This is a genomic window from Paraburkholderia xenovorans (assembly GCF_046030735.1).
Lineage (GTDB): Bacteria > Pseudomonadota > Gammaproteobacteria > Burkholderiales > Burkholderiaceae > Paraburkholderia > Paraburkholderia xenovorans_A.
In genome coordinates this window covers 153,119-169,186 of record NZ_JAQQBV010000006.1, presented here as the reverse complement: position 1 = coordinate 169,186, position 16,068 = coordinate 153,119, and the positions used below count along the sequence as shown (strand labels likewise).

General features: G+C 63.5%; 13 protein-coding genes. 6 read left to right on the top strand and 7 right to left on the bottom strand.

Annotated features, from left to right (window positions below; all coding sequences use genetic code 11):
- Positions 1 to 40: 40 nt before the first annotated feature.
- The gene (locus tag PQQ51_RS08115; protein ID WP_408496248.1) at positions 41 to 421 is read right to left on the bottom strand and encodes a DUF5594 family protein; all 381 of its coding nucleotides are present in this window, start codon (positions 419 to 421) and stop codon (positions 41 to 43) included.
- 148 nt (positions 422 to 569) lie between these two features.
- Between PQQ51_RS08115 and PQQ51_RS08110 the strand changes: the two genes are divergently transcribed.
- The gene (locus PQQ51_RS08110; protein WP_408496247.1) at positions 570 to 938 is read left to right on the top strand and encodes a hypothetical protein; all 369 of its coding nucleotides are present in this window, start codon (positions 570 to 572) and stop codon (positions 936 to 938) included.
- An 84-nt stretch (positions 939 to 1,022) separates the two neighbouring features.
- Here PQQ51_RS08110 and PQQ51_RS08105 read toward each other — a convergent pair whose 3' ends face one another.
- The 4 genes from PQQ51_RS08105 to PQQ51_RS08090 all read right to left on the bottom strand — a co-directional run bounded on the left by PQQ51_RS08105 (position 1,023) and on the right by PQQ51_RS08090 (position 5,399).
- A complete protein-coding gene (locus PQQ51_RS08105; protein WP_408496246.1) occupies positions 1,023 to 2,372 on the bottom strand; it encodes a dicarboxylate/amino acid:cation symporter in 1,350 nt (449 codons plus the stop codon).
- Between the two features lie 101 nt (positions 2,373 to 2,473).
- A complete protein-coding gene (gene leuD, locus PQQ51_RS08100; RefSeq protein WP_408496245.1) occupies positions 2,474 to 3,091 on the bottom strand; it encodes a 3-isopropylmalate dehydratase small subunit in 618 nt (205 codons plus the stop codon).
- A complete protein-coding gene (gene leuC / locus PQQ51_RS08095) occupies positions 3,088 to 4,503 on the bottom strand; it encodes a 3-isopropylmalate dehydratase large subunit (RefSeq protein WP_408496244.1) in 1,416 nt (471 codons plus the stop codon). The genes leuD and leuC overlap by 4 nt, the downstream gene beginning before the upstream one ends.
- Before the next feature lie 17 nt (positions 4,504 to 4,520).
- Positions 4,521 to 5,399, bottom strand: a complete 879-nt coding sequence (locus tag PQQ51_RS08090; protein WP_408496243.1) for an alpha/beta fold hydrolase — start codon at positions 5,397 to 5,399, stop codon at positions 4,521 to 4,523.
- 94 nt (positions 5,400 to 5,493) lie between these two features.
- On the opposite strand from PQQ51_RS08090, the gene PQQ51_RS08085 reads away from it, so the two are divergent.
- Positions 5,494 to 6,396 (top strand): LysR family transcriptional regulator, encoded by a 903-nt coding sequence (locus PQQ51_RS08085; RefSeq protein ID WP_408496242.1) that lies wholly within the window; start codon positions 5,494 to 5,496, stop codon positions 6,394 to 6,396.
- Positions 6,397 to 6,442: 46 nt separating this feature from the next.
- Here PQQ51_RS08085 and PQQ51_RS08080 read toward each other — a convergent pair whose 3' ends face one another.
- Complete coding sequence (locus tag PQQ51_RS08080; protein ID WP_408496241.1) at positions 6,443 to 8,332, bottom strand: DUF3857 domain-containing protein; 1,890 nt, start codon at positions 8,330 to 8,332, stop codon at positions 6,443 to 6,445.
- Positions 8,333 to 8,770: 438 nt separating this feature from the next.
- Complete coding sequence (locus PQQ51_RS08075) at positions 8,771 to 9,679, bottom strand: LysR family transcriptional regulator (RefSeq protein ID WP_408496240.1); 909 nt, start codon at positions 9,677 to 9,679, stop codon at positions 8,771 to 8,773.
- A gap of 133 nt (positions 9,680 to 9,812) precedes the next feature.
- On the opposite strand from PQQ51_RS08075, the gene PQQ51_RS08070 reads away from it, so the two are divergent.
- The 4 genes from PQQ51_RS08070 to PQQ51_RS08055 all read left to right on the top strand — a co-directional run bounded on the left by PQQ51_RS08070 (position 9,813) and on the right by PQQ51_RS08055 (position 16,048).
- A complete protein-coding gene (locus PQQ51_RS08070) occupies positions 9,813 to 11,939 on the top strand; it encodes a 3-hydroxyacyl-CoA dehydrogenase NAD-binding domain-containing protein (RefSeq protein ID WP_408496239.1) in 2,127 nt (708 codons plus the stop codon).
- 81 nt (positions 11,940 to 12,020) lie between these two features.
- A complete protein-coding gene (locus PQQ51_RS08065; RefSeq protein WP_408496238.1) occupies positions 12,021 to 13,229 on the top strand; it encodes an acyl-CoA dehydrogenase family protein in 1,209 nt (402 codons plus the stop codon).
- A gap of 12 nt (positions 13,230 to 13,241) precedes the next feature.
- A complete protein-coding gene (locus PQQ51_RS08060; RefSeq protein WP_408496237.1) occupies positions 13,242 to 14,378 on the top strand; it encodes an acyl-CoA dehydrogenase family protein in 1,137 nt (378 codons plus the stop codon).
- 89 nt (positions 14,379 to 14,467) lie between these two features.
- A complete protein-coding gene (locus tag PQQ51_RS08055; RefSeq protein ID WP_408496236.1) occupies positions 14,468 to 16,048 on the top strand; it encodes an aspartate:alanine exchanger family transporter in 1,581 nt (526 codons plus the stop codon).
- Positions 16,049 to 16,068 lie beyond the last annotated feature (20 nt).

Here is a 16,068-nt window from a genome sequence, read left to right as displayed (position 1 = left end):
GGTCTGTCCGGGCATGCAGAGCCCGCTGGTGGCGGGAAATCTAGGAACCGAAATCGAGTCCGCCGATCAGCGCGACCGGCTCGGCTTGCGTGTGCGTCAGAAAATCGAGTTCGCGCGCATGCCGCCATGCTTCGAGCTTGCGCGGCAGTGCGGCCAGATACGCGGTAAAGCGCGCCGGGCCGGCGGGCCCCATGAGTTCTTCGATTTCGTCGCTGTCCCAGGTCAGATAGAGATTCAGCGGATGCGCGTAGTGGGCCAGCTCCTTCAGCGGCTCGGCGTAAATGCGCACCCGCGTGGGATGCCCATGGCCGCCGTAGGGCAGCACGTCGGTATGCACCGTCGTGGCAAAACAGGCGGCGAGGGCCTCGGCGATGCGAGGCGCGAATTGCCGGTCGAATCGGGCTGCACTTTCTGGACGCATCAGGTTCCCCACCGCTCTACGCAACGTGCGAAGCATCGTAGCACGCGAAGATCGACGCGCATCGAGCGCACGGGTCGCCTCCCTGCTGCATGCGCGCGCGTTTTCTTTTCTATAATCCGCGGCTCAACCCCACAACACGAGACGGTAGATGAAGTACAGGCGGTTTGCTCTTTTCCTCGCCGGCACAGGTTTGCTCGGCAATCAGGCCATGGCGGCCGATCTGATCGCCACCCAACCCGGCGTGATGTGTGTGTCCACGGCGGCGCTTGCGCAGCTCACGCTGCCCGATGGCGAGAGCCGCAGCCACGGCGCCGACGCGACGCCGGCGCAGCGGGCGCTCGCGCAAGCAGGCGGCTGCGTCGATATCGCGCCCGGCATTACGGTCAGCGTACAGAGCGCGCATAAGAATACCTCCGTGGTCAGTTATCAGCCGCCCGGCGCAGCGGCAAACGAAACCTTCGTGATTCCGAACATCGATTTCACGCCGGTGTTCACCGACGACGCAAGCGCGCCGTAATAAACCGCAGCCTGCCTTCGCGGCTGCGGCGTCGAACCGTCTTCAGAATCCGCGGCCTCGGTTCGTTGAGCGCCGCTCTCTGATTCATGTTCGTTGTTCCTCATTCCTCATTCTCGTCTGACTTACTTCCTTTTGTTCCTCCCGCTTCGTTTCTGTTTCTCTCTGTGGTTTCGCTAGTGCTGCTCTCAGCATGTCCCGGTCCAGTTCTTTCTCCCATGCGGCTATCACTATCGACGCCACGCCGTTGCCCATCGTGTTTGTCAGTGCCCGGCACTCGGACATGAAACGGTCAATCCCAAGTATCAGCACCATCGCCGTCACCGGTACCGTCGGCACCACCGAAAGACTCGCCGCCAATGTGATAAACCCCGCACCCGTCACGCCCGTCGAACCCTTCGATGTCAACATCGTCACCGCCAGCAACGTCACCTCCTGAGCCATCGTCAAATGCGTGTTGGTCGCCTGCGCAAGAAACAGCACCGCCAGCGTCATGTAAATGTTCGTGCCGTCAAGATTGAACGAGTAACCCGTCGGCACCACCAGGCCGACAATCCCCCGCGAACAACCCAGTCTTTCGAGCTTGTCCATCAATTGCGGCAACGCCGCTTCAGATGTCGATGTGCCAAGCACGATCAACAGTTCGTCCTTGATGTACACAACAAAGCGCCACAAACTGAAACCGCAACTCCGCGCAATCAACCCTAGACCACACGCGACAAACAGGAACGCCGTGAGATAGAACGTGCCGATCAGTTTCATCATCGGCAACAACGACACAATCCCGTATTTGCCGATCGTGAACGCAATCGCGCCGAACGCGCCGATCGGTGCAAGACTCGTGATCATCCGCACAACCCGGAAGAATGTTTTCGACAGCAGTTCGATCAGCCCCACCACCGGCTTCGCGGGCTCGCCCATCACGGCGAGTGCTGTGCCGAACAGCATCGCAATCAGCAACACCGGCAAGATGTCGCCCTGCGTGAACGCGCCGACGAACGTCTCGGGAATGATGTGCATGAAAAAACCGGCGAGCCCTTCGCCGTGCGCGGCCTGCGCGGCATAGGCCGCGACCGCGCCGCCGTCCAGCGACGCAGGATCGACATTGAAGCCGACGCCGGGCTTCAATACGTGCGCAGCCAGCAAACCCAGCGCGAGCGCAAGCGTCGACACCACCTCGAAATACAGCAGCGCCTTCCCGCCCACGCGGCCCACCTTGCGCATGTCGTGCATGCTGGCAATGCCGGTCACCACCGTGCAGAAAATCACCGGGCCGATAATCATCCGCACGAGTTTGATGAACGCGTCGCCGAGTGGCTTCATCGCCACTGCATCCGCAGGCAGGCAATGCCCGAACAGCACGCCGATCGCAATCGCGACGATCACCTGCACGTACAGCACCTTATAGAACGGCCTGCGCTTTATCTGTTGTTTCATGTCTCCTCCAATGTCTCAAGGCAAAGCGCAGCCCTTCCCTTCTGGCGGGGAATCGGTCACGCGCGATTTTCGTCTGGATGCGGCGCACGCGCCGCGACGCGTTACAGCACGGCTGCCCAGCTATGCCGCTGGAAATGCGCCCGTTCGAATGCTTCGATGTCCGGTAGCGACGCAAGCGTCAGGTCGATCGTGTCCATCCCTTCGATCACCATCCGCTTATGACGTGCGCCCAGCGGAAAGCTGAATACCTCCGCGTTCGCCGTCGTCACCGTTTGCTGTTCGATGTCGATATGCAATTGCGCGGCGGGTCGTATTTCGGCTTCATGCAGCAGAGCGTCGATTGCGCTGCGGTCGAGTTGAACCAGCAGCAGGCGGTTGTTCATCGCATTCGAATAGAAGATTTCCGCGAAGCTCGGTGCAATCACCGCATCGAACCCGAATTGCTGAAGTCCCCACACCGCATGTTCGCGGCTCGACCCACAGCCGAAATTCGAGCCGCCGATCAGGATGCGCGCGCCACGATACGCAGGCTGATTCAGCACGCAATCGCTACGCGGCGCGCCGTGCTCGTCGAAACGCAAGTCGTATAGCAAACCCTCGCTGAGGCCGGCTTTGTCGATGATCCGAAGAAACTGCTTCGGCATGATCTGGTCGGTGTCGAGGTTTTCGATCGGCAACGGCGCGGCGCACCCGTCGATTTCAGTGAGTCGTGTGCTCATGCTTGCGTCTCCAGCGTGCGGACATCGGTGATGCGGCCGGTCAACGCAGCCGCGGCGGCCATCGCGGGGCTCATCAGATGCGTGCGGCCGCCACGTCCCTGGCGTCCTTCGAAATTGCGATTCGTCGTGGACGCGCAGCGCTCGCCCACCGCGAGAAAATCGTCGTTCATCGCGAGGCACATCGAACAGCCCGGTTCGCGCCATTCGAAACCGGCATCGCGCAACGTCGCCGCGATCCCTTCCTGTTCCGCCTGACGCCGCACGCTGCCCGAGCCCGGCACGACCATCGCGCGCACACCTTGTGCAACGTGACGACCTCGCACGATCGCGGCGACCACACGCAAATCCTCGATACGCCCGTTCGTGCACGAGCCGATAAACACGCGATCGATCGGCGTGCCCGCAATCGGCTGGTCGGCGTCGAGGCCGATGTAGTCGAGCGCGCGGCGCAACGCGGCCGCGGCTTCCGGTGTCGCTTGCGTGGCTGCCGACGGAACGCGCTCATCGATCGCGATCGACTGGTCGGGACTCGTGCCCCACGTGACGAACGGCGCGATGTCGTGCGCGTCGAAACGATGCTCGATATCGAAGCGCGCGCCCGCATCCGATTTCAGATCGCGCCAGTCGTTCATCGCGGCCGCCCATCCGGCGTCGTCGAACGCTTTTGCATGCGCTCGCACGTAGTCGAACGTGGTCGCATCGGGCGCGATCAACGCGGCGCGCGCGCCGGCTTCGACGGTCATGTTGCACAAGGTCATCCGCGCTTCGGCGGACAGCGCCGCGATCGTCGAGCCGTCGAACTCCACCGCGTAACCACGCGCGCCCTGCGCGCCGATGCGGCTGATGACCCACAGGATCACGTCCTTTGCGGAGGTGCCGTACGGCAACGCGCCGTCGATCGTGATCCGCATGGTTTGCGCGACGCGATACACCAGCGTCTGCGTGGCGAGCACGTGCTCGACTTCCGACGTGCCGATGCCGAAGCCCAACGCGCCAAGCGCACCGTACGTGGTCGTGTGGCTGTCGCCGCACAGCACGACCATGCCCGGGCGAATCAACCCACGCTCGGGCGCGACGATATGTTCGATGCCTTGCAGCGGATCGTTCGCCGCATGCAGTTGAATGCCGGCCTGTTCGCAGTTGCGCGCGAGATTGTTCGCCTGCAGCAGCGACGCGGCATCGCGAATCACACGCGGCGATTCCGCGTGCGTCGGAATAATGTGGCTCACCACTGCGAGCTGTTGCCGTGGCCGGCGCACCGGCCGCGATTTTTCCGCGAGTCCGCTGAACGCCTGCGGGCTCGTGTATTCGTTCATCAGATGCAGATCGACGTACAGCAGCACGTTCTGCGCATCGAGCCGCGCCACGGTGTGCGAGTCGACGAGTTTTTCGTAAAGAGTGCGTTTGGACATGACGGGATCGGCCACGGCTAGGAATGCAGAAACGGCAGAACGCGATCGAGCAGCAACTCGGGCGCTTCTTCCGGAATGTAGTGACCGCAAGGCAGCGCTTCGCCGCTCACTCGCGTGGCCCAGCGCCGCCATTCGACGAGCGGCTCGAAGCACTGCTCGATCACGCCCTGCGCGCCCCACAACGCGAGAAACTCGCAATCGATCTTGCGTGCTTCAGCGAGCGACTCGCGGTCGTGTTCCAGATCGATCGTGACGCTCGCGCGGTAGTCTTCGCAGATGCCGTGCGCGGTCGCGGGGTCCGACAGGCAGCGCAGATATTCGGCGTACGCGGCCTCGGTAAACGGCGCGAGCCCTGCGCTGCGCGCGCCGATCGTCTGCTTCAGATAGAGGTCGGGGTCAGCGTTGATCAGCGTCTCCGGAAACGGCGCGGGGCGCACGAGGAAAAACCAGTGCCAGTAAGCGCGTGCGAACGCGAACGAGGTTTGCTCGTACATCGCGAGCGTCGGTGCGACATCGAGTGTGACGAGCTTCGTCACCGCCTGCGGATGATCGAGCGCCATGCGTGCGGCGACACGGCCGCCGCGATCGTGAGCGATCACCGCGAACTGTTCGAAGCCGTGCGCGCGCATCAGCGCGACCTGATCTTCGGCCATCCGGCGCTTCGAGTAGTTGCTGTGGTCAGGCGCGCCTTGCGGCTTGCCGCTGTCGCCGTAGCCACGCAAATCGGCGGCGATGACCGTGAAGTCCTGCGCGAGTCTCGGCGCAACCTTGTGCCAGATCGCGTGGGTTTGCGGATGACCGTGCAACAGCAGCAAAGCCGGACCGGCGCCGCCGCGGATCGCGTGAAGATGAATACCGTCGACCTGCGTCGACGCATCGGTGAAACCTGCAAACATCGTTGCCTCCCATATCTGAATGCAGTCTAATTGATGCCTGCAGGGATAGGGTTTCTATCAAGGCAATCCGGAATTAACTTTTGGGAACGAATCGATGGACGGCTTCTCCGACCTGAATCTGTTCGCGCTGGTCGCGCGCCACCGCAATCTGGCGGCCGCGGCGCGTGAGCTCGGCGTGACGCCGCCGTCGATCAGCAAGCGTCTCGCGCAACTCGAACAGCGGCTCGGCGTGCGGCTCGTCAACCGGACCACGCGCCGCCTGAGCCTCACCGCCGAGGGCGAGATCTATCTGGCGAACGGCTCGCGGATCCTCGACGATCTCACCGAACTCGAACAACTGGTGACGAGCAGCCGCGCCGCGCCGACCGGGCTGTTGCGCGTGAACGCGTCGTTCGGCTTCGGCCGCGCGCATGTCGCGCCGGCCATTTCGCGCTTCAGCGAGCGCTTTGCGTCGATGAAGATCCAGTTGCATCTGACGGACCGGCCGGTGAGCTTGCAGGAAGAAGGCTTCGACCTCGGCATCCGCTTCGGCGAGGTGCCGGATGCGCGCATCAACGCGCGGCTACTGCTGAAGAACCGGCGGCTGGTCTGTGCCGCGCCGGCGTATCTGAAACGGCACGGCGCGCCGGCCATGCCGCACGACCTGACGCGCCACGCGTGTCTCGTGCTGCGAGAAAACGAATCGGCGTATGGCACGTGGCATTTCACGCGCGGCAAGAAATCGGAGACGGTGAAGGTGGACGGCCCGTTGAGCAGCAACGACGGCAGCGCGGTGCTGAAGTGGGCGCTCGACGGCCGCGGCATCGCGGTGCGCTCGGAGTGGGAGATCGCCGGCCATTTGAAGCGCGGCGAGCTGGTGTCCTTGCTCACCGATTGGCCGCTGCCGAACGCGGACATTCATGCGATCTATCTGGAACGGCATCGGCTGTCGGCGAAACTCAGGACGTTTATCGACTTTCTCGGTGATGAGTTGCAGGCGAGCGTTCGCCTGGCGTGAGCGATGCGCTGCTCGAATCGAACTCTCGAGCAGCGCGTTGCTACCGTCAATACATCAGCGGGGTATTGAGATCGCGCCTGATCGCGAGCACCATCGCGCGCAACGCCGGATAATCAGCCGGCTCGACGACGGGACCGCGAGTGGTGATTTCAAGGCTCCGCGTCACCGTGATCTGCTGCCCGGTCCGGGAATAACTCGACGTATAGGTTCCGAACGGCGAAGTGAGCTTGAGCGGTTCGGGCACCGATGCAACCTTCACGCCGTCCGGCAACGTAAGTTCGACCGTTTCGCTCATTGAACGCCCTGAAAAGATCAGCGGCAGCTTACGTTCCTCGGGACCAAACGCGTCGCATGCACCGGCAATGTCGAATAGCGCCGCCAATCCGCGCGGCACGCGCATCGCGCCAGGCCCCGGCACGGCGGCATACGCAGGCAGCTCGAACTGGGTTGAAAGTGCGAACGGTTGCGTCAGATCGCGCGCATCATTGTGACTGAAGCTGCCCGAGCCGCTCTGCCCCGTCGTGGCCAGTACTCTTTCCGCAATCTCCTTCTCCCCGCCGGGCGGCAACGATGCGGCCGCCGATCTGATGGACCAGTCGAGTGCGCCCGACGCCGTCGTCACACTCGTGCCTTTGACGTTCCCTTCACTGTCCACGCTCATCCGGGACTTCGTTTCAACGCGCGAAGTCTGCGGGCTGCTCAGCGGTAACGAAACGAGTGCGGCGTGGCCGGTTCCGTCGTCCGCGATCAACGCCCGCTTTCCCGACAACACGTCGGGCAGCACGCCGAACATCGCATGGGCCGCCGTGGAGTCCGCGTAAAGCTGGAACTCGGGCAGGTAGGTGATCACATGGTTAAACGCACCGGGCGAAGCAGCGGCCTCCGGCACCCAATAGGCTCCTCTCAAATTGACCAGCACAGGGCTGCTCTTGATGCCTTTGACGGCGAGCAACGCTTCCAGCAGGGTCACATGATCCTTGCAGTCGCCGTAGCGCGCATCCAGGATCGATTGAGCACTGTGCGGTACGACGCCGCCATCGCCGAAAAAGATCGCGACATAGCGGATATTCATGCTGACCCAGCGATACAGCGCATCGGCCTGTGCACGTCTGTCGGTGACGCCGGCGGTCACCTGGTTCGCCAGCGCCTCTACTGCGGGAGTCACAGCCACCTGCGGCTCGGCTCGCTCGAGATAAGCCCGGCCAAGCGCATCGAGATCCGGAAAAGTGGTGATCACAACGCGCGGGCTACGATCGCTGCGCGCAGGCGCATTCTGCTCGCTCCGTTGCGCCTGCGTGTTTTTGATCGACCATTGCCAGGTCTGGCGCCCCGCATCGTCGGCAGAGATCAGACCGCCTTTCAGGTCTACCGCATCGATATGGAGCTTGAGCGCCGCCGGGGCATGAACCGTCACGCGAGCCGACTTGATCGGCTCGGCGTCGCTAAACACTTCCTTCGCGAAGAACTGGCCGGGAAACAGCGCGACTTTTTGCGTGAGACGCATGTGCAGCGTCAAAGTCGCACCGATCTCCACCGCGGGAAACACGACGGTTTTTACTTTTCTGTCGTTGAACATCGGGGCCGCCGCGCTAGCCGCACTCTGCTGCTCGAGAATCCTGTCCGCAGCGACGTCGATGCGTTTGCCGGCGGGCGTCGTCGTATAGGCGTCGAGGATTTCGATGCCCTGCATCGACGGGCTGTAGGTGAGCGGCATCTGGCTGAGCGCCTTGACTCCCTGGTCAGTGTCGATACGCACCGATACAGTATCTTCTTGTGTGAAAGTGCCATCGGCATTGACATCGTAGATGACCTCACTGCCAAGCACTGTCATATTGGGTTTGAAATCCGCCGCATACGCACTCGCGCAGAAACCGACCAGGCCTGGCAATATCAGGCCCACGAACGCCCGCACTATCTTCTTTCCTGCATCACCCATGCACGACCTCATCGAAACAACCTTGGATTGGAATAGCCCGCTTCAAGTGACCGTCGAATCGCACGCCCCTTTTTCGAACTCGCGTTTTCCGGATCGGACAGTCAATATCCTCGACAGACGCAACATGCGAGAAATGAAAACGACGCGCTTGATAAAAGAAACCCGCTTGCGAATGCAATCGAGCAGACAACGATGACCAACTTCAATGACAGGATTCTCATCTGGATTACACGGCACTCCTGTCCATAGCGCCCGGCCTCCTCTGCTGGAAGCACGTTCGACATGCGGCCCGTGCGCGACGCGAAGAAACAAACCTTAACGCTTATCGTGCGTCGTGCTAATAACCACCAGACAGGACTCATCGTCCCGACAAACAGGACAAGATGGATCCCCAGCCGGGAATGAGCCCGACAGGCCGGATGCCCCGCGTCTTCTCGATCAGACCGCCGGACCGCGCCCGCTGCCGCGCGCTTTCTCCAGCATGAACTCGATAAACGTGGATGCGGCCCGCGTGTGATGCCGGTTCGGCATATAGAGCATGTACATGTTCGTACCGAAGATACTGAGGCGCCACGCGTCGAGCGCGGTCACCACGTCGCCGCGCCGCAAATCGTCGTGCACCACGTAATCCGGCACGAGCCCGACGCCCAAACCCGCGAGCACCGCCTGGCGCAAAAACAGAAAGTTTTCCGAAATGATCGTCGGTTCGAGCAGCACCTCGTGCCGCTCGTCGCGTAAATAGGCGGCCACTCGCAATTGCCGGCCGACCACCGCCGCGGTGATCAGCGGCGCGGTGCGCAAATCGTCGAGCCGTGACGGCATGCCGTGGCTTTCGGCAAAAGCCGGCGAAGCGCACGCCACGTATTTCACCGGACCCATGTCGCGCGCGACCAGATTCTGCGGCGGCTCCGACATCACCCGCACGGCGATATCCACTTCGTCGCGCATCAGGTCTTCGACGCGGTTCTCGAACAGCACGTCCAGCACGATCCCCGGATAGAGACGCTTGAACGCGATCAGCCAGTCTGACATCACCAGTTGCCCGTAGCCGCTCGGCACGCTCAGCCGCACGCGCCCCTGCAGGCTCTGTCCGAGCGTCGTGACGGATTCGCGCGCGGCCAGCAGCGCGTTCTGGATCGCGCGACCGTGTTCGTAGAGTTGCAGGCCGATCTCGGTCGGCTCGACGCGGCGCGTGGTGCGCCGGACCAGTTGCAACCCGATCGAGCGTTCCAGCTGGTTCAGGTGATAACTCACATTGGCGCGGCTCATTTTCAGCCGGCGCGCGGCTTCGCTCAGGTTGCCCGCGTCCAGAATGTCCACCAGCAAGGTCAGCGAATTGACGTCCACGGTGGCGCCTTTGTCAAAATAATTTTGACAGTCTGTCAACCGTTGATGTAATTGTCAATAAAGCTTATCCAACCGACAATCGGAACACTTCGCCAGACCCGCCACGCCCCGAATCACAAACAGGAGACAGTTGATGACCCCCAGCCCGAACCCGTCGGCCGACGTCGTGACGCGCGAACTGCGCGGCAAAGTGCTGCTCGTGACCCTCGACCACCCGCCGGTCAATGCGCTCTCCGCCGAGGTCCGGCGCGGTCTGCTCGGCGCGATCGAAGCCGCGGATGCCGATTCCGCAGTCGAGGCCGTGCTGATCGTCGGCGCGGGGCGCAACTTCATCGCCGGGGCGGATATTCGCGAGTTCGGCAAGCCGCCGGTGCCGCCCGCGCTGCCCGACGTATGCAATCGCATCGAGGCGTGCACGAAGCCGGTGATCGCGGCGATTCACGGCGCGGCGCTCGGTGGCGGTCTGGAAGTGGCGCTCGCCGCGCATTACCGGATCGCGGTCGATGGCGCGAAGCTCGGGCTGCCGGAAGTGCAACTCGGTCTGTTGCCGGGCGCTGGCGGCACCCAGCGCACGCCGCGTCTGATCGGCGCGCCTGCCGCGCTCGATCTGATGCTGAGCGGCCGTCACGCCGGCGCGCAAGAAGCCTTGGCGCTGGGTCTCGTCGACCGCGTCGGCGCCAGCGACGACATCCTCGCCGAAGGACTCGCGTATGTGCACGAACTGCTCGCCGCGCACGCGCCGGTGCGCCGCACCCGCGACGCCGCCGCGCTCGGCGAGCGCGCCGCGAGCCTCGCCGCCGTCGCCACCGCCCGCGCGGAAACGGCGAAGAAATCGCGCGGCCTGTTCTCGCCGCTGAAAATCGTCGACGCGGTAGAAGCCGCGATCGAACAGCCTTTCGACGAAGGCCTGCGCATCGAACGCAAACTGTTCCTCGACTGTCTCGACAGCCCGCAGCGTGCCGGCCTGGTTCACGCGTTCTTCGCCGAGCGCGAGGTATTGAAGGCGCCCGAAACACGCGACGCAAAACCGCGCGCGCGGCGCACCATCGGCGTGGTGGGCGGCGGCACGATGGGCGCGGGCATCGCCGTCGCGGTGCTCGACGCCGGCTTGCCCGTGACGATGATCGAACGCGACGACGCGTCGCTCGCGCGCGGCCGCGCGCACATCGAGAAGGTGTACGACGGGCTGGTCGCCAAAGGCCGCATGAGCGCCGCAAAGAAAGCGGACGTGATGACGCGCTGGAGCGGCAGCACGTCTTACGATGCGCTCGCCGATACCGACCTCGTGATCGAAGCCGTGTTCGAGGATATCGCCGTCAAGCACGCAGTATTCGCCGAACTCGATCGCGTATGCAAGCCGGGCGCGGTGCTGGCCACCAACACGTCGTATCTCGACATCGACGCGATCGCGGCCGGCACTTCGCGTCCCGCCGATGTAATCGGCCTGCACTTCTTCTCCCCCGCCAACATCATGAAACTGCTGGAAGTGGTGGTGCCGAAGCAGGTCAGCGCGGACGTGGTCGCGACCGCGTTCGAACTCGCGAAGAAGCTGCGCAAGACGCCGGTGCGCGCGGGCGTGTGCGACGGCTTTATCGGCAATCGCGTGCTGGCCGTGTATCGCGCTGCCGCGGACGCGATGATGGAAGACGGCGCGTCGCCCTATCAGATCGATGCGGCGGTACGCAATTTCGGCTACCCGATGGGACCGTTCCAGGTAGTCGATCTGGCGGGCGGCGACATCGGCTGGGCCGCGCGCAAGCGGCGCGCGCCAACACGCAATCCGGCGGCACGCTATGTGGAAATCGCCGACCGTCTGTGCGAGCGCGGCTGGTTCGGTCAGAAGACCGGCCGCGGCTTCTATCTGTACCCCGAAGGATCGCGCAGCGGCGCGCCGGACCCGGAAGTCGAAGCGATCGTCGACGCGGAACGTCAACGCGCCGGCATTACGCCGCGCAGCTTCAGCGACGAAGAGATCATCCGCCGCTACATGGCCGCGATGATCAACGAAGGCGCGAACGTCGTGCACGAAGGTATCGCGCTGAGGCCGCTCGACGTCGACGTGACCTTCCTGTACGGCTATGGCTTCCCGCGCTATCGCGGCGGTCCGATGAAATACGCGGACACGGTCGGCTTGCCGAAGATTCTCGCCGACATCCGCGAGTTCGCGAAAGAAGACCCGCTGTTCTGGAAAGCGTCGCCACTGCTTGTCGAACTGGTGGAACGCGGCGCGGATTTCGCGAGCCTGAATCAGACAGTCTGACCGACGCCGCGCTATCGGGCGCAATCTACCGGCGGCCCTCGCCCGCCGCCGGTCCGTTCAATATCGACGGAACACCTCGCTATGGATCTGAACTTCACCGCTGAAGAAGAAGCTTTCCGCGCCGACGTACTCGCGTTTCTGCGCGACAAGCTCCCGCAACGACTCGCCGACAAAGTCCACGGCGGCCGCCGTCTCACCCGCGACGACATGGCCGGATGGCATGCGATTCTCAACGCGCAAGGCTGGCTCGCGAATCATTGGCCGAAGGAATACGGCGGTCCGGGCTGGACCCCGGTGCAGAAATTCATCTTCGAAAACGAGTGCGCGTTGGCCGGTGCGCCGCGCGTGGTGCCGTTCGGCGTGAACATGCTCGGGCCGGTGCTGATCAAATACGGCAACGAAGCGCAAAAACGTCACTGGCTGCCGCGCATTCTCGACGGCTCCGACTGGTGGTGCCAGGGTTATTCGGAACCCGGCGCGGGCTCCGATCTCGCGTCGGTGAAAACCAACGCGGTGCGCGGCGTCGATGCGGAAGGCGAGCACTACCTCGTCAACGGCCAGAAAACGTGGACTACGCTCGGCCACTACGCGAACATGATCTTCTGCCTCGTGCGCACCGCCACCGACGTGCGCAAGCAGGAAGGCATCAGCTTTCTGCTGATCGACATGAACACGCCGGGCGTCGAAGTGCGGCCGATCATCACGCTCGACGGCGAGCACGAAGTCAACGAAGTGTTTTTCACCGACGTGCGCGTGCCGGTCGACAACCTCGTCGGTGAAGAGAACAAGGGCTGGACCTACGCGAAGTATCTGCTCACGTACGAGCGCACCAATATCGCGGGCGTCGGCTTTTCGGTGGCCGCCTTCAACCGGCTGCGCAAGATCGCCGCAAAACAGCAGCGCAACGGCCGCCCTCTCGCGCAAGACCCGTCGTTCGCCGCACGCATGGCGCGCGTCGAGATCGACCTCGAGAACATGAAGACGACCAACCTGCGCGTGATCGCGGCCGTGGCCGGCGGCGGCGTGCCCGGTGCGGAGAGTTCGATGCTGAAGATACGCGGCACCGAAATCCGCCAGGAGATTTCGTCGCTGACGCGTCGCGCGATGGGACCGTACGCACAGCCGTTCGTCGAGGAAGCATTGCACGAGGGTTTCACCGGCACGCCAGTCGGTCCGGACGAAGCCGCCAGTGCCGCCGCCGCGTACTTCAACAATCGCAAGCTGTCGATCTTCGGCGGCTCGAACGAAATCCAGAAGAACATCATTTCCAAAATGATCCTCGGACTGTAAGGGGCGCCCGCCATGAATTTCCAGCACACCGAAGACCGCCGCATGCTGGCGGACACGCTGAACCGCTTCGTGAGCGAGCAATACGGTTTCGAGACCCGCGACCGTATCGCGCGTTCGGCACAGGGTTTCAGTGCAGAACTGTGGCAGCGATTCGCGGACCTCGGCATGATCGGCGCGTTGTTCGATGAAGCACACGGCGGATTCGGCGGCGACGGTTTCGATATCGCCGTGCTGTTCGAAAGCCTCGGACGCGGGCTCGTGGTCGAGCCGTTTCTGGATACGCTGATGGTCGGCACTGCGCTCGTGCAGAACGGCAACGATGGGCAAAAAAACCTGCTCGGCAGTTTGATCGACGGCTCGCAAATCGTCGCGCTGGCGCATGGTGAGCCTGACGGCCACTACGAACTCGCGCGCGTGACCACGCATGCGCAGCGCAACGGCAATGGCAACGGCTGGCGGTTGACCGGCGCGAAAGCGGTGGTTCAGCACGGCGAGCACGCGAACCTGCTGCTGGTGTCCGCGCGCACGGCCCACGCCGACGATGCCGAAGCAGGCATCACGCTGTTCGTCGTACCGAGCAATACAGTGGGTGTCAGCGTGCGCGGCTATCGCAAGATCGACGGCGGCCGTGCTGCTGAAGTCACGTTCGACAACGTCGCGTTAAGCAACGACGCGCTGCTCGGCGCACCCGGCGAAGGTTTCGCGACGCTCGAAAAAGCGCTGGCTCACGGCGTGCTCGCGCTGTGTTCCGAAGCAGTCGGCGCAATGGACGTAGCCAGGGACTACACGCTCGACTATCTGCGCACGCGCAAGCAGTTCGGCGTGCCGATCGGCAGCTTCCAGGCGCTGCAACACCGGATGGCGGATCTGTCGCTCGAGATCGAACAGGCGCGCTCGGCGGTGATCAATGCGGCCGCCGCGTTGCGCGCCGAACGTCGCGTGCGGGAACGCGCGATCTCCGCGGCCAAATACAGTATTGGGCGGATCGGCGCGCTCGTCGCCGAAGAATGCATTCAGTTGCACGGCGGCATCGGCATGACCTGGGAACTGCCGCTCGCGCATTATGCGAAGCGTCTCGTGATGATCGATCATCAACTCGGGGATGAAGATCATCACCTTCAGCGGTATATTGCGCTTGGGCAGGAGTGACGCGGCGCAATACGTTTAATCAGCCGGCATAAACACTTCGCTAGCAAGGAGACCAGACAGCACCGATCCGATCCACTGCCGGAGCCCCTATGGATTTCCTGAAGACCCTGTTCGAGCATCAGCCGTTGATGACGTTGTTTCTGACCATCGCCGTCGGCTATTTCATCGGCGAGATCAATATCAAAGGGTTTTCGCTCGGCGTGGGTGCGGTGCTTTTTGTCGCGCTGGCGGCCGGCTGGTTCGCACCGAAGTCGGCGCCCGCGCCGATGGTCGGCACACTCGGCCTCGCACTGTTTCTCTATACAGTCGGCGTTCAGTACGGCAAGCAGTTCTTCCTCGGCCTGACGAGCGCGGCGGGCCGTCGCGCGAATATCCTCGCGCTGATCGGCGTGCTCTGCTCGGGCGCCGCGAGCATCGCGATCCAGAAAGTCATGCAGATGAACCCCGGCTACGCGCTCGGGCTGTTCTCCGGTTCCGGCACCAGCACGGCCGCGCTGCAAGCCGCCATTGCGACGCTCGGCAACGACGACGCAGCGGTCGGCTATTCGGTCTCTTACCCGTTCGGCGTGGCCGGTCCGATCCTGCTGCTCTATCTCGCGTTCGTGCTGCTCTCGCCGAAAATCAGGGCCGCCGCGAATGCCGGGCTCGAAATCCTCGAAATCGCGCTGCGCAACCCCGAATACTGCGGCAAGACCCTGGCCGAAGTGCTCGCCGCGCTGCCCGCCGACGTGCAGATCGTCGCCGTGCGCAGCGCGCATCACAATGCGCCGGCATCGGCCGCACTCGTGCTCGCGGAAAACGACGTGGTGCTGGCCGTGAGTCCCAACGGGAGCGCGCTGGCCGAAACCCGCCAGCGTCTTGGCGAGGCCGCGCCCGGGCGCGTGCTGCGCGATCGCGGCGATCTCGACTATCTGCGCGTGTTCGCGTCGCGCGCGAATGTGGTCGGCCGCCCGCTCGGCGAACTCGCGTTGCCGGAAGGGTCGATCGTCGCGCATGTGCGCCGCGGCGACGCCGACATCATGCCGCGCCCCGATCTGATCCTCGAATTCGGCGACCGCGTCGGCCTGCTGACTAAACGCGCGGCATTTCCCGTCGTGCGCGCGTTCTTCGGCGATTCGATCAAAGGCACAGCGGAGTTCAGCTACATCTCGGTCGGGCTCGGCATGGCGCTCGGCTTTCTGGTCGGCGCGATCCAGATTCCGCTGCCCGGTCTCGGCGCGTTGGCGCTCGGCTTATGCGGCGTGTTGATCGTCGCGCTCGTGCTCGGCAAGCTGCGGCGCACCGGCAGCATCAACTGGAGCATGCCGCTGCCCGCGAATCTGGTGATGCGCAATCTGGGTCTGACGATTTTTCTTGCGCAGGTGGGGATGTCGTCCGGACCGAAGTTCGCGGCGACCGTGTCGGAAACCGGTCTGCTGATGCTGGGCCTCGGCGCGCTCGTGCTGCTCGCGCTGGCCGTGCCGATCCTGCTGCTCGGCCTGCTGGTGTACCGGCTGCCTTACGACGAAGTGGCGGGCATCGTCGCCGGCGCTTGCGGCAACCCGGCGATTCTCGCGTTCGCGAACAAGCTCACGCCGACCGACAAACCCGACATCGGCTACGCAATGATCTTTCCGGCGATGACGATCGTGAAGATACTGTTCGTGGATATCGTGCCGGCGTTGTGGTGAGTCGAGCGAGCTTCATCGAT

Coding starts and splice junctions, on each gene's coding strand:
- PQQ51_RS08065 (WP_408496238.1), top strand. CDS start 12,021: ATGGATCTGAACTTCACCGCTGAAGAAGAAGCTTTCCGCGCCGACGTA.
- leuD (WP_408496245.1), bottom strand. CDS start 3,091: ATGAGCACACGACTCACTGAAATCGACGGGTGCGCCGCGCCGTTGCCG.
- PQQ51_RS08055 (WP_408496236.1), top strand. CDS start 14,468: ATGGATTTCCTGAAGACCCTGTTCGAGCATCAGCCGTTGATGACGTTG.
- PQQ51_RS08060 (WP_408496237.1), top strand. CDS start 13,242: ATGAATTTCCAGCACACCGAAGACCGCCGCATGCTGGCGGACACGCTG.
- PQQ51_RS08070 (WP_408496239.1), top strand. CDS start 9,813: ATGACCCCCAGCCCGAACCCGTCGGCCGACGTCGTGACGCGCGAACTG.
- PQQ51_RS08115 (WP_408496248.1), bottom strand. CDS start 421: ATGCGTCCAGAAAGTGCAGCCCGATTCGACCGGCAATTCGCGCCTCGC.
- PQQ51_RS08105 (WP_408496246.1), bottom strand. CDS start 2,372: ATGAAACAACAGATAAAGCGCAGGCCGTTCTATAAGGTGCTGTACGTG.
- PQQ51_RS08110 (WP_408496247.1), top strand. CDS start 570: ATGAAGTACAGGCGGTTTGCTCTTTTCCTCGCCGGCACAGGTTTGCTC.
- leuC (WP_408496244.1), bottom strand. CDS start 4,503: ATGTCCAAACGCACTCTTTACGAAAAACTCGTCGACTCGCACACCGTG.
- PQQ51_RS08085 (WP_408496242.1), top strand. CDS start 5,494: ATGGACGGCTTCTCCGACCTGAATCTGTTCGCGCTGGTCGCGCGCCAC.
- PQQ51_RS08090 (WP_408496243.1), bottom strand. CDS start 5,399: ATGTTTGCAGGTTTCACCGATGCGTCGACGCAGGTCGACGGTATTCAT.
- PQQ51_RS08080 (WP_408496241.1), bottom strand. CDS start 8,332: ATGGGTGATGCAGGAAAGAAGATAGTGCGGGCGTTCGTGGGCCTGATA.